The sequence below is a fragment of the Actinocorallia lasiicapitis genome, assembly GCF_054778695.1.
In genome coordinates this window covers 1-11,446 of record NZ_BAAGZI010000171.1, presented here as the reverse complement: position 1 = coordinate 11,446, position 11,446 = coordinate 1, and the positions used below count along the sequence as shown (strand labels likewise).

General features: G+C 69.6%; 12 protein-coding genes and 2 tRNA genes. 4 read left to right on the top strand and 10 right to left on the bottom strand.

Features of this window, described 5'->3' with window-relative positions:
- Positions 1 to 413: 413 nt before the first annotated feature.
- Entirely contained in the window at positions 414 to 1,415 is a 1,002-nt protein-coding gene (locus ACYVE7_RS19275) for a PrsW family intramembrane metalloprotease (RefSeq protein ID WP_460366339.1), read from the top strand.
- 72 nt (positions 1,416 to 1,487) lie between these two features.
- Positions 1,488 to 1,560: transfer RNA gene (locus ACYVE7_RS19270), tRNA-Ala, on the top strand.
- Between the two features lie 45 nt (positions 1,561 to 1,605).
- On the opposite strand, the gene ACYVE7_RS19265 is transcribed toward ACYVE7_RS19270, so the two are convergent.
- Together ACYVE7_RS19265 and ACYVE7_RS19260 are read right to left on the bottom strand one after the other, a co-directional pair.
- The gene (locus ACYVE7_RS19265; protein WP_460366338.1) at positions 1,606 to 2,607 is read right to left on the bottom strand and encodes an NADP-dependent oxidoreductase; all 1,002 of its coding nucleotides are present in this window, start codon (positions 2,605 to 2,607) and stop codon (positions 1,606 to 1,608) included.
- A 72-nt stretch (positions 2,608 to 2,679) separates the two neighbouring features.
- A complete protein-coding gene (locus ACYVE7_RS19260) occupies positions 2,680 to 3,147 on the bottom strand; it encodes a VOC family protein (RefSeq protein WP_460366337.1) in 468 nt (155 codons plus the stop codon).
- Between the two features lie 18 nt (positions 3,148 to 3,165).
- Here ACYVE7_RS19260 and ACYVE7_RS19255 point away from each other — a divergent pair, with 18 nt between their 5' ends.
- Positions 3,166 to 4,008, top strand: a complete 843-nt coding sequence (locus ACYVE7_RS19255) for an AraC family transcriptional regulator (RefSeq protein ID WP_460366336.1) — start codon at positions 3,166 to 3,168, stop codon at positions 4,006 to 4,008.
- A gap of 22 nt (positions 4,009 to 4,030) precedes the next feature.
- Here the strand turns inward: ACYVE7_RS19255 and ACYVE7_RS19250 are convergent, their stop codons facing one another.
- The 5 genes from ACYVE7_RS19250 to nadD all read right to left on the bottom strand — a co-directional run bounded on the left by ACYVE7_RS19250 (position 4,031) and on the right by nadD (position 6,586).
- Positions 4,031 to 4,621 carry a Maf family protein gene (locus ACYVE7_RS19250; protein WP_460366335.1) on the bottom strand — a complete coding sequence of 197 codons (591 nt, stop codon included), beginning with the start codon at positions 4,619 to 4,621 and terminating at the stop codon, positions 4,031 to 4,033.
- A gap of 82 nt (positions 4,622 to 4,703) precedes the next feature.
- Positions 4,704 to 4,776 (bottom strand) — tRNA-Ala (locus ACYVE7_RS19245).
- Positions 4,777 to 4,858: 82 nt separating this feature from the next.
- Positions 4,859 to 5,500: a histidine phosphatase family protein gene (locus ACYVE7_RS19240; protein ID WP_460366334.1), complete on the bottom strand. Its 642-nt coding sequence runs from the start codon at positions 5,498 to 5,500 to the stop codon at positions 4,859 to 4,861.
- Positions 5,497 to 5,898 (bottom strand): ribosome silencing factor, encoded by a 402-nt coding sequence (gene rsfS / locus ACYVE7_RS19235; RefSeq protein ID WP_460366333.1) that lies wholly within the window; start codon positions 5,896 to 5,898, stop codon positions 5,497 to 5,499. The genes ACYVE7_RS19240 and rsfS overlap by 4 nt, the downstream gene beginning before the upstream one ends.
- Before the next feature lie 91 nt (positions 5,899 to 5,989).
- On the bottom strand, positions 5,990 to 6,586 hold the full coding sequence (gene nadD / locus ACYVE7_RS19230; RefSeq protein WP_460366332.1) for a nicotinate-nucleotide adenylyltransferase: 597 nt from the start codon (positions 6,584 to 6,586) through the stop codon (positions 5,990 to 5,992).
- 149 nt (positions 6,587 to 6,735) lie between these two features.
- Here nadD and ACYVE7_RS19225 point away from each other — a divergent pair, with 149 nt between their 5' ends.
- Complete coding sequence (locus ACYVE7_RS19225; RefSeq protein ID WP_460366331.1) at positions 6,736 to 7,773, top strand: M48 family metallopeptidase; 1,038 nt, start codon at positions 6,736 to 6,738, stop codon at positions 7,771 to 7,773.
- A 63-nt stretch (positions 7,774 to 7,836) separates the two neighbouring features.
- On the opposite strand, the gene ACYVE7_RS19220 is transcribed toward ACYVE7_RS19225, so the two are convergent.
- The 3 genes from ACYVE7_RS19220 to ACYVE7_RS19210 all read right to left on the bottom strand — a co-directional run.
- Positions 7,837 to 9,570: a TIGR03767 family metallophosphoesterase gene (locus ACYVE7_RS19220; protein ID WP_460366330.1), complete on the bottom strand. Its 1,734-nt coding sequence runs from the start codon at positions 9,568 to 9,570 to the stop codon at positions 7,837 to 7,839.
- A gap of 72 nt (positions 9,571 to 9,642) precedes the next feature.
- A complete protein-coding gene (locus tag ACYVE7_RS19215) occupies positions 9,643 to 10,908 on the bottom strand; it encodes a glutamate-5-semialdehyde dehydrogenase (protein ID WP_460366329.1) in 1,266 nt (421 codons plus the stop codon).
- Between the two features lie 150 nt (positions 10,909 to 11,058).
- On the bottom strand, positions 11,059 to 11,446 hold a 388-nt coding region (locus ACYVE7_RS19210), incomplete at its 5' end, for a PUA domain-containing protein (protein ID WP_460366328.1).

The window sequence follows — 11,446 nt, the reverse complement described above, 5'->3', positions numbered from 1 at the left end:
TCTGGCAAAACCCTCTCTGGCGAGAGAGAGTCTCATCAATTGTCCGTATTGCCTCAAAGAAATCCTCAGACGAGGATCGATGACCAGACCGAAGCCCAGCCACCTATTATTTGGCACTGACTTTTAGCACGCTGTTGAGTTCTCAAGAAACGGTCTCGCTCTGTCGACCACCCTTGCGGGCTCTTTTCAGAGCAACCCTTCTAACTTACCAGCCCTTGCGGGCCTGCCAAACCCGCTCTTTCGAGCCGGTTCGAGTCTCAGGGAGTGTCGGCCTGTCCGGCTGACAAGAAGAACTCTACGCGGCCCTGAGAGAGCCGTCAAACCGAGGGTTCTCCCCCGCTCGCGTCTCGCCGAAACCACGGTTCCGAAAGATTCACTATGGGTAGGTACGCGATCACGGAGAGGAGGAGGCGATGCCGCTGGGCGCGTTCGATCGCTGGTGGAGAGCGCAGACGAGGCCCGGTAGGACATGGCTGTTCGTCCTCTGCGTCGGCCTGCTGCTGTGGGCGGCCTCGGTCCTCACCTATCTGCTGACCGACAACATCAACCAGATTCCCACGATCACCCAGCTCGGAAGCTACGTCGTCCCGGTCGCCTGGGTGACCTGGGCGTATGAGAACGGGCGGCAGGACGAGGTCTCGCTGGGGCTGCTGTTCCGGGCGTTCGTCTCCGGCGGGGTGCTCGGCACGCTCTGCGCGTCACTGCTGGAGACCTATCTGCTCGACACCCTGTCGGTCTGGCTCTACGTCGGCGTCGGGCTGATCGAGGAGGCAAGCAAGCTGCTGGCGCTGATGGTGGTCTGCCGGAACCTGCGGCGTCGCACTCCCAGGGACGGCATGGTCCTCGGCGCGGCGGTCGGGTTCGGTTTCGCCGCTTTCGAAAGCTCCGGCTACGCGCTCAGCGCGTTCCTCAGCGAGGACGGGGCCAACCTCCGCGGCATGGTCGAGACCGAGATCCTGCGCGGGCTCGTCGCTCCGCTGGGCCACGGGCTCTGGACGAGCATCCTGGGCGGGCTGTTGTTCTACGCGTCCCAGCCGAACCGCTGGCGGCTGGGCCCCGAGTTCTGGCTCTCCTATGGGGCGGTCTCGCTGCTGCACGGCCTCTGGGACGCCATGCCCGGCATCGGCAACGCCCTCGCCGGAATGATCGAGACCGGGAGGCTCTCGTTCGCCCGCCACCACGGCACCATCGACCCCACCGCTGGCACCACGACGCTCGTGGCCACCGCGATCCAGTGGTGCGGGCTGCTGGCGCTGGCGCTGCTCGGCACCGGCTGGAACCGCAGGCTGGCCACCCGGTTCCGGATGTTCGCGCCTCCGGAACCGGCACGGACCCGCGCCTGGCACTGGGTTCGCCATCGACGGCCCGGCGACGCCCACGACCCCCAGGAGACAGGACCGCGGAACGGGGCCTGAGATTCCGATTCGCGCTCCGGCCGACTCGCCTGTAAGCTTCTGTCTCGTTGCCAGGAGGAAATGCCTGGCGGCGGGGCTATAGCGCAGCTGGTAGCGCACCTCCATGGCATGGAGGGGGTCTGGGGTTCGAATCCCCATAGCTCCACAGTGAAAAGGCCGGTGCACTCGCACCGGCCTTTTGCGTTCCCCGTCAGAGACGGACGAGCATCTTTCCCGTGTTGGCGCCGCGCATCAGGCCGAGGAAGGCTTCGACGGCGTTGTCGATGCCGTCGACGACGGTCTCCTCCGCCCGGAGATCGCCGGAGGACAGCCAGGTGGCCGCCTGCGCGATGTACTCCGGCATCAGATGGTTGTGGTCGCCCACGATGAAGCCGCGGAGCGTCAGCCGCTTGCCGATCGCGAGCGCCAGATTGTTCGGCCCCGGCACCGGCCCGGTCGCGTTGTACTGGGCGATCGCCCCGCAGAGCGCGACCCTGCCGTGCGGGCGGAGCGCCCCGATCGCGGCCTGGAGCTGCTCCCCGCCGACGTTGTCGAAATAGACGTCGATACCGTCCGGCGCCGCCTCGGCGAGCTGGCCGACGAGGTCGCCGGCCCGGTAGTCGATGGCGGCGTCGAACCCGAAGTCGTTGCGGAGCCGGGCGCATTTCTCGGGGCCGCCCGCCGAACCGATCACCCGGACGGCGCCCAGCTTCCGTGCGATCTGGCCCGCCACCGAACCGACCGCGCCGGCCGCCCCCGAGACGAAGACGATCTCCCCGTCGCCGACCGGCGCGACCTCCTTCAGCCCCGCGTACGCGGTGAGGCCCGTCATCCCCAGGACGCTCAGATAGGACTGTTCAGGGGCGAGTCCGGTGTCCACGATCCGCGCCGAACGGGCCGGGAGGGTCGCGTACTCGCGCCAGCCGAACCCGTGCAGGACGGTCGCCCCGACCGGGATCTCCGGGCTTTCCGACGCGATCACCGTGCCGACCGCTCCCCCGTCCATGGCCTGGCCGAGCTGGAACGGCGGAACATAGGACTTGGCGTCGTTCATCCGGCTCCGCATGTACGGGTCGACCGACATCCAGTCGTTGCGGACCAGGATCTCCCCTGGTCCCGGCTGTTCGACCGGCCGCTCGACGACCGCGAAGTCGCTCAGATTGGGTTCGCCCACCGGCCGGGCGACCAGATGGACCTCACGTCCAGTCGTCATTGAGAACCCCCGAAAGTCAGCATCTCACCGGAGGCCTCCCCCAACCGGGGCAAAGCGATCGCCCCGTGGCGGTCAGGAGTTCCCGGACATCCAGCTCAGGACAGCCGCCTGGATCTCCTCGATCGGGACGTCGCGGTCATGGCGGGCGAGGCACCAGCGGATCCCGTACGGGCAGCGGATCACGCCCATCCGGTCGCCGGAGAAGGTGTCGTCGACCGGTGACATGGCCGTCGCCCCCGCGGCGACGGCGCGGTCGAACACCGTGTCCGGGTCCGCCGTCCAGTAGGTGAGGGTGAAGACGTTGCCCTCCGTCAGCGGCTGGGCGAGGCCGGGGATGTCCATCGGATCGCTGAGCTGCAGACGGGTGCCGTCCAGATCGAGGTCGGCGTGGGCGACGGTGCCGTCCGGGAGATCCACCCGCGCAAGGGTCTTCGCGCCGAAGACCTCCTCGTAGTAGGCGATCGCCTTGGCCGCCTCACGGACGACGAAGAAGGTGACAAGACGCTGGCTGCCCTCGGGGGCCGGAATTCTGTCGGTCATATGGTCCATCCTGGTCGGGTGAGCGGACGCCGGATTGGACGAACACGACACACGACGAGCGAGCACGGGCTGCTCAACGGCCCGGCCTTCGATTTCCTGCTGGAACGGGTGCCTGCGGCCGACGCGCTGACCGAGTACGTCGAACGGCACTGGATGACGTCGTGGAGCCTGCCGGACGGGCTGAGCGGGCCCGTCACGCTACTGCCGCATCCCTGCGTGAACCTGGTCTACGACAGCGGCGCGCTCATGGCGTTCGGGGTGGGGCGGGAACTGTTCACCTACACGTGCGAGGGCACGGGCCGGGTGTTCGGGATCAAGTTCCGGCCCGGTGGTTTCCAGCCGTTCCTGGGCCGGCCGCTGGCGGAGATCACCGACTCGGGGGTTCCGCTGGCGGCGCTCTGGGGCGAGGTCGACGCCGGACTGTTCGCGCATGACCTGTCCCGGGCGGACGGTCTGGAGGAGCTGGTCGCGGCGGCGGAGTTCCATCTGCGGGAGCACTGGCCCGAGCCCGACCCGCAGGTGGCGTTCGTGGGGGACATTGTGGACGCGATGCTGCACGACCGGTCCGTCGCACGGGTCGAGGACGTCGCGGAGCGGTTCGCGCTGTCGCCCAGGTCGCTGCAGAGGCTTTTCCAGCGGTACGTCGGCGTGACTCCGAAGTGGGTGCTGCAGCGGTACCGGCTCCACGAGGCCGCCGCGCGGCTGGCGGCCGAGCACACCCGACCGTGGGCGGAGGTCGCCGTCGAACTGGGGTACTTCGACCAGTCCCACTTCATCCGGGACTTCACCAGGGCCGTCGGGATGACGCCCGCGGCCTACGCCGAGTCCTGCGCCCGGCATGGGACGCCCGTCTCGGCGTGAGCAGGGCCGGAGAAGAAGGAGGTCAGAACGTCCATAGGTCGGTGACCGGGACGTCGAGGTCGGCGAGCAGCCGGCGCAGCAACGGAAGGGAGAGGCCGAGGACCGTCCCGTGGTCGCCCTCCAGCGCCTCGACGAAGAAGCCGCCGGGGCCGTCGATGGTGAACGCGCCCGCCACCTGGGCGGGTTCGGGCGTCGCCAGGTAGGCGTCGATCTCGGCGTCGGTCGGTTCACCGAAGCGTACGGCCGTCACCGAGGCGGCCGCGGCCTCCCGGCCGGTCGCCGTGTCGATCACGCAGTGGCCGGTGTGCAGGTAGCCGGTCTTGCCGCGGCGGGCCCGCCACCAGCCGCGGGCCTCCTGCGGCGACTCCGGTTTGCCCTGCGCCTGGCCTTCGAAGTCCAGCAGGGAGTCGCAGCCCAGGACGAGGGCGTCCGGGACGCTCACGGCCACCGCGCGGGCCTTGGCCCTGGCGAGGTCCAGGACCAGCGCTCCGGTCGACGGGGCGGTGATCGCGTCCTCGTCCACCCCGCTGACGATCACTTCGGGGGCCAGCCCGGCCTGCCGCAGCATCGCCAGCCGTGTCTTCGACCCGGAGGCCAGAATCAGTTCGCGCATGACACCCACCTCTGCATGACACCCGCCTATAGCGGAAGAGCCGCCCCCGGACGCTTCCGGTGACGGCTCTTTCTCTTTCCTGTGGAGCTATGGGGATTCGAACCCCAGACCTCCTCCATGCCATGGAGGCGCGCTACCAGCTGCGCCATAGCCCCTCGCGGCTGGTGACTTTCATCCCCAGCGCTCGATAAGCATATAGGACTTCGGCGGGTCCTTCGAACCGTCGATCCGGGCAGGTCAGGCCCTGTCGTCGCTCATGATCGGTTCGGGCAGGGTCCCCGCGTTGTGGTCGACCAGCCGCCAGCCGGAACGGCCTTCGGCGAGCACGGACCAGCAGCAGTTCGACAGACCGCCGAACCGCTCCCACAGCTCCTCGGGAAGCCCGAGCATGTGGCACATGCCGAGCCGGAGCGCGGCGCCGTGCGAGGCAACGACCAGCACGCCCTCGTCCTCGACGTCGGCGACGGCACGTTCGAGCGCGGCGCCGACGCGCTTGGCGACCTGGGCGCTCGTTTCGCCGCCCGGCGGCTGCCAGATGGCGTGCTCCTTGGGGTAGCGCGCCCGGATCTCCACACCGGTCAGGCCTTCCCATTCGCCGCCGTCGCGTTCCTTGAGGTCGGCGTCGTAGGAGAGGGTGAGGCCGGTGAGGTCGGCGAGTGCCTGGCCGGTGTTAGCCGCCCGCACCAGCGGGGAGGCGACGATCGCGGTCGGCTTCAGGGCGGCCAGCAGCCGGGCGGCCCGCTCGGCCTGGGCGACGCCCGTCTCGGTCAGCGGGATGTCGGTCTTGCCCTGGAACCGGTTCTCGACGTTCCAGGCCGTCTGGCCGTGCCGCCACAGCACGATCTTGCGCTTCGCGTTGCGCGCCGGGGAGTCGCTCAAGCGGTACCCCGGGCTCGCTGCGCCATGTGCGCGTTGATGTCGGCGGGCAGCTCGACGGCCGGGCAGTCCTTCCAGAGGCGTTCGAGCGCGTAGAAGCTGCGCTCATCCTCATGCTGGACGTGCACGATCAGGTCGATGTAGTCCAGCAGGACCCAGCGGCCCTCGCGCTGGCCCTCGCGGCGGACGGGCTTGGCGCCGCCCTCTTCGCGCAGGCGCTTCTCCACCTCGTCGACGATCGCGGCGACCTGCCGGTCGTTCGAGCCGGAGCACAGGAGGAAGGCGTCGGTGATCTGAAGCTGGTCACTGACGTCGTAGGCGATGATGTCGTCGGCGAGCTTGTCTGCGGCGGCCTCGGCGGCCAGCCTGACGAGCTGCACGGCTCTCTCGGATGCGGTCACGGTCTGGTCGTGGTCCCTCTCAAATTGCCGATATGAGCTGCTCCAGCCTAGCCGGACCGGCCGAGTGGACCTAACAGTTATGGATCGCGGGTCATCCGCCAGGGGTGTACAGGGACCGTTTCGCTATGTATTGCACGATGCCGTCGGGGACGAGGTACCAGATGGGCTGGTGGGCGGCCACCCGGTCGCGGACCTCGGTGGAGGAGATCGCCAGGGCGGGGACCTCGACCAGGCTGACCCGGTCGGCGGGCAGCCCTGGATCTTGCAGCGGGTGGCCGGGACGGGTGCAGCCGACGAAATGGGCGAGGGTGAACATCTGTTCGGCGTTGTGCCAGCTGAGCATCTGGCCCAGGGCGTCGGCGCCGGTGATGAAGTAGAGCTCGACGTCCGGGCCGAACAGGGCCTGCATGTCGCGGAGCGTGTCGAGGGTGTAGGTGGGGCCGCCGCGGTCGATGTCGACGCGGCTGACCCGGAAGCGCGGGTTCGAAGCGGTCGCGATGACCGTCATCAGATAGCGGTCCTCGGCGGGGGTGACCTGCTTGTCGGCCTTCTGCCACGGTTCGCCGGTCGGGACGAAGACGACCTCTTCGAGATCGAAGAGGTGCTGGACCTCGCTCGCGGCGACGAGGTGGCCGTGATGGACGGGGTCGAAAGTGCCGCCCATGATGCCGATCCGGCGCTTGCTCATGGTGACCAAGCCTAAAGCAGGCCGTTCCGGGACGGTCGGGACGGCCCCGGTTCCGGCGCTGACCTGGGCGGAGATCACCCGGCTTAGAAGAACGAACTTGCGATAGATCTCGTTGGAACCCTGGTCTGGAGCCGTTCGTCCGAAATAACATGCCCGACATGACGAACACCCCCGATCGTGCCCGCACTCGTTTCCCGGGAATCTCCTCCCGGGCCTACGAGCACCCCCTGGACCGGTCGGCGCTCGTCGCCCTGCGGTCCCTCACGGGCTTCGACACCGTGCTCCGCAAGCTCTCCGGCCTGATCAGCGAGAGGGCCATCCGGCTGATGTTCCTCGGCGGCGCGGTCCGGGTCTCCGAGCAGCAGTTCCGGAACATGCACGACATGCTCCGCGACACCTGCTACATCCTCGACGCCGAGAAGGTCCCCGAGCTCTACGTCATCCAGGACCCGCAGCCGAACGCGATGGCGATCGGCACGGACAACCCGTTCATCGTCCTCAACACCGGGCTGATCGACCTGCTCGACGACGAGGAGCTCCGGTACGTCATCGCGCACGAGGTCGGCCATGTGCTGTCCGGGCACTCGGTCTACCGGCAGATGGCGCTGATCCTGACGGGGCTCGGCGCGCGGCTGGCGTGGGTGCCGCTGGGCAACATCGCGATCGGCGCGATCCTCATGGGCCTGCAGGAATGGCAGCGCAAGTCCGAGCTCTCCGCCGACCGGGCCGGGCTGCTCGCCGGGCAGGACGTCGAGGCGGTCAAGCGCGCGTTGATGAAGATGGCGGGCGGCTCCCGGCTCCACGAGATGTCGACCGAGGCGTTCCTCGCCCAGGCCCGCGAGTACGACGAGTCCGGCGACCTGCGGGACGGCCTCCTCAAGTTCCTCAACCTGATGCGCCGCACCCACCCCTTCGCCGTGATCCGGTTCGGCGAGATCATGAAGTGGCACGGTTCCGCGGAGTACCAGGCGATCCTGGCGGGCGACTACCCGCGCCGCGGCGACGACCCCAACGCCTCGTTCACCGACGAGGTGAAGAACGCCGCCAAGTCCTACCGCGACTCCTGGAACGCCACCTCCGACCCGTTCGTCGGCAAGGTCCGCGATGTCGCGGGCGGCGCCGCCGACCTCGCCGGCTCCGTCTTCGACCGGTTCGGCCGCCGCCCCAACGGCGACGCCAACGCCTGACCAGCGCGACACGAAAAGGGCGAGCCCATCGGGCTCGCCCTTTCTCATGCGACGACTAGGCGGCTAGAAGGGGGCGGGGAGCAGGAGTTCGACGTTGCGGTCCTCGGCCTTGCCCGCGGCCTTGACGTCGCGCTGCCAGTCGTTGGCCGACAGTTCGCGCGAGATCGACGCGAGTTTCGCCGGGTCGGACAGCCGGGACGCCGACTCCGGCGCGGACGTGTCGAGCACCGTCGCGAAGATCGACAGGGTGCCGTCGCGGTTGTCGGCGAGCTCGATCAGCCGGCTCTGCTGCGGCCAGTCGATGTGGGCCGCGGTGCTGACCTCCCAGAAGCCTCCGGGCGGGCCGCTCTTGCGGCGGTGCACGGCCACCTCGTTGACATGGGTGTGGCCGTTCACCCAGAGCACGACGTTCGGGAAGCGCAGCAGCAGCTTCTCAATCTCGGCGCCGAGCACCCGGCCACCGCCCAGTGGATTGGACATCGTGTCGAGCGTGTGATGGCTGAACAGGACGAACAGCCTGTCCTTCGCCGAGTGCTTCACCGGCTTGCCGGACTTGTCCAGGTAGCGGGTGGAGCCCGCGACGAGCTCCCGCTCCAGCCACTCGAACTGGGCGCGATCGAGCGAACCGTCGGCGTAGCCGGCCTGGTTGCAGGTGTCGAGCACGATCCCTCGCACCACACCGCGGTCGAACCCGTAGTAGGCGGTGCCGTCACGCAGGTTGGCGGCGGTGTAGCCGTGGCCGACGCCGTGCTCGCGCACCACCTCGGCGCGCGACAGCAGCCGCCGGGACGGGTCGGGCGTGACCTGCCGGAACGGCCCCGACCGGCTCGCGGTCATCTTCTTGATCGCGGCCTTGTCGCCGCGCTTCAGCACGGCGGTCAGCTCGCGCTCCTGCGCCTCGGAGATCGGTGCGACGATCTTGATTCCGCCGACGGCCAGCTCCTTGAAGAGCGGCAGATGCGGCAGGTTCCCCTGGATGAGCCCGTCGTGGTTGCCGTAGACCGCGTACCAGGGGGTCCGCAGACCGGTCGCGTCGAACGGCCGGCGGGCCGCGTCGTGCAGGCCGGGGAGCTTCGGGAACCCGTACTTGCTGGTGGGCTGATCGCGGAGACCGGGCTCGGGATGCCAGAACCGGCTGTCGGGCCAGGCCATGACGCCCTCGTACCTGCGGTGGTCGCCCGAGTCGGGGCGGACGCGCCGGCCGTCGAGCACATCGATGACCCAGCGGACCTCGTTGTACTGGGCGTTGTCGGCCGCGTCGCCGGTGTTGATCGTGAAGGCGAGCGGCGCGCCGGTGACGGGGCCGCGGCCGACCCGGTTGACGGCCCTGACCATGCTCTCGGCCACCTGCGTGGTGAGCATCTCCTGCGGCCGGTAGGCACCGCCGACTGGCAGCGCGGACAGCAGGCCGCCCGGGTCGCTGATCCGGTCGAGGTACTCCACCCGGGCGGGCGACTGGGCGTCGACGATGTGCACGTCGGTCAGATGGGCGAACGCGACGATCGGGGTCCGCTTGGTGGCGCGCCCCCGGGCGGCGGCGCCGCCCAGATCGTCACGGAGCAGATGGGGCTCGCCGGGACCGGCGACGACCTTCCGGTAGCCGCCCTTGCCTGGCGCGCCCAGCCGCAGGGCGCGTTCGAGGGTGGTGCCCGCGGACGGGCCGCGCAGCCCGGGCTTGGCCCCGGCGCCACGCCCCGGATAGACGACGAGGCCGGAGGTCACGGCGCCGAGCGCGGCGCCCTTGAGCACCTTGCGGCGGGAGACGGGGTTGCCGAGGGGCGGGGTGTCGGGGGTCACAAGGAAACATGAAACCACAGAGTGACATCTGTTGGCCAGATGTCACTCTGCTGAGGTTCGGACCCGTGGTGCTCAGACTCCCCGCAGATGGCCCTCGCCGGTGAACACGTACTTGGTCGACGTCAGCTCCGGCAGGCCCATCGGACCGCGCGCGTGCAGCTTCTGGGTGCTGATCCCGATCTCGGCGCCGAACCCGAACTCCTCACCGTCGGTGAACCGGGTGGAGGCGTTGACCGCGACTGCCGCCGAGTCGACCAGCGCGACGAACCGCTTGGCCGCCTGCTGCGACGTGGTGACGATCGCCTCGGTGTGGCCCGAACCGTAGGCCCGGATGTGCTTGACGGCGTCCTCCAGCGAATCGACCACGGCCGCGGCGATGTCGAGGGAGAGGTACTCCACCCGCCAGTCCTCCTCGGTCGCGGGGACGACGTCGGGGCCGTACGCCGCGATCCGCTCGTCACCGTGGACGGTGACGCCCGCGTCCTTGAGCGCGGTCAGGGCGAGCGGCACGAACGCGTCGGCGATGTCGCGGTGGACGAGGAGGGTCTCGGCGGCGTTGCAGACCGACGGCCGCTGCGCCTTGGCGTTGATGAGGATCTTCAGCGCGACGTCGAGATCGGCCGCGGAGTCCACATAGACCGCGCAGTTGCCGACCCCCGTCTCGATCACCGGCACGGTCGACTCCTCGACCACCGAGTTGATCAGCGAGGCGCCGCCACGCGGGATCAGCACGTCGACCAGGCCGCGCGCCCGCATCAGATGCTTGACCGACTCGCGGTCGCGGCCCGGCACGAGCTGGATCGCGTCGACCGGGACCCCGGTGCCCGCCAGCGCGTCGCGCATGACCTGGACCAGCGCGACGTTGGAGTCGTACGCCGACGACGAGCCACGCAGCAGCACCGCGTTGCCGCTCTTGAGGGTCAGTGCGGCGGCGTCCACGGTGACGTTCGGCCGGCCCTCGTAGATGATCCCGACCACGCCCAGCGGGACCCGGAGCTGCTTGAGCTCCAGCCCGTTCGGCAGGGTGTACCCGCGGACGATCTCCCCGACCGGATCGGGCAGCCCCGCGACGTTCCGGACGGCCGCGGCGATGGCCGCCAGCCGGTCGGCGCTCAGGCTCAGCCTGTCGATCATGTAGCCGGCGGTGCCCGCGGCGCGGGCCCGTTCGACGTCCACGGCGTTCGCGGCGAGGATCTCTTCGGCGCGGGCCGTCAGCGCGTCCGCGATGGCGTGCAGCGCCGAATCCTTGACGCCGCGCGGCAGCGGAGCGAGGTCAGCCGCCGCGGCACGCCCGCGCGCCGCCACCTCCAGAACCTGCTCGCGCGTGCCTTCGCTCATCGCGTTTCCGCCTTTGCTTCGGAGGGCTCACCTGTGCGAACCCGATCGGTGGATCCTATGGTGCCCCGGATCGGGGCACACCCGCGTTTCACCCTGTGGACGACCGTGGTGGACGACCGTGCCTGTGGACAACTCGGGGGGCCGGGGAGTTCAGCGATGCAGAATGACGAGGCGGTCCCGGTGGATGAGCTCGCGCTCGTACTCCGAACCGTGCTCGCGCGCCAGCCAGCGCGTCGAACGGCCCATCAGTTCGGGAATCTCCGAGGAGTCGTAGTTGACCAGCCCCCGCGCGACCGTCCGCCCGGACGGGTCGCACAGATCGACCGGGTCGCCCGCGGCGAACTCACCGCGCACACCCGTCACGCCCGCGGGCAGCAGCGAGCTGCGCCGCTGGACGACGGCCTGCACGGCCCCCTCGTCGAGGATCAGCTTGCCCTGGCCGGTGGTCGCGTGCGCCAGCCAGAGATCACGGGTGGACGGCCGGTGCGTCCCGGCGTGGAACAGCGTGCCGACCCGCCCGCCCGCGACGGCCTCGGCG

Coding starts and splice junctions, on each gene's coding strand:
- ACYVE7_RS19265 (WP_460366338.1), bottom strand. CDS start 2,607: ATGACGACTGGACGTGAGGTCCATCTGGTCGCCCGGCCGGTGGGCGAA.
- ACYVE7_RS19275 (WP_460366339.1), top strand. CDS start 414: ATGCCGCTGGGCGCGTTCGATCGCTGGTGGAGAGCGCAGACGAGGCCC.
- nadD (WP_460366332.1), bottom strand. CDS start 6,586: ATGAGCAAGCGCCGGATCGGCATCATGGGCGGCACTTTCGACCCCGTC.
- ACYVE7_RS19225 (WP_460366331.1), top strand. CDS start 6,736: ATGCCCGACATGACGAACACCCCCGATCGTGCCCGCACTCGTTTCCCG.
- ACYVE7_RS19215 (WP_460366329.1), bottom strand. CDS start 10,908: ATGAGCGAAGGCACGCGCGAGCAGGTTCTGGAGGTGGCGGCGCGCGGG.
- ACYVE7_RS19250 (WP_460366335.1), bottom strand. CDS start 4,621: ATGCGCGAACTGATTCTGGCCTCCGGGTCGAAGACACGGCTGGCGATG.
- ACYVE7_RS19260 (WP_460366337.1), bottom strand. CDS start 3,147: ATGACCGACAGAATTCCGGCCCCCGAGGGCAGCCAGCGTCTTGTCACC.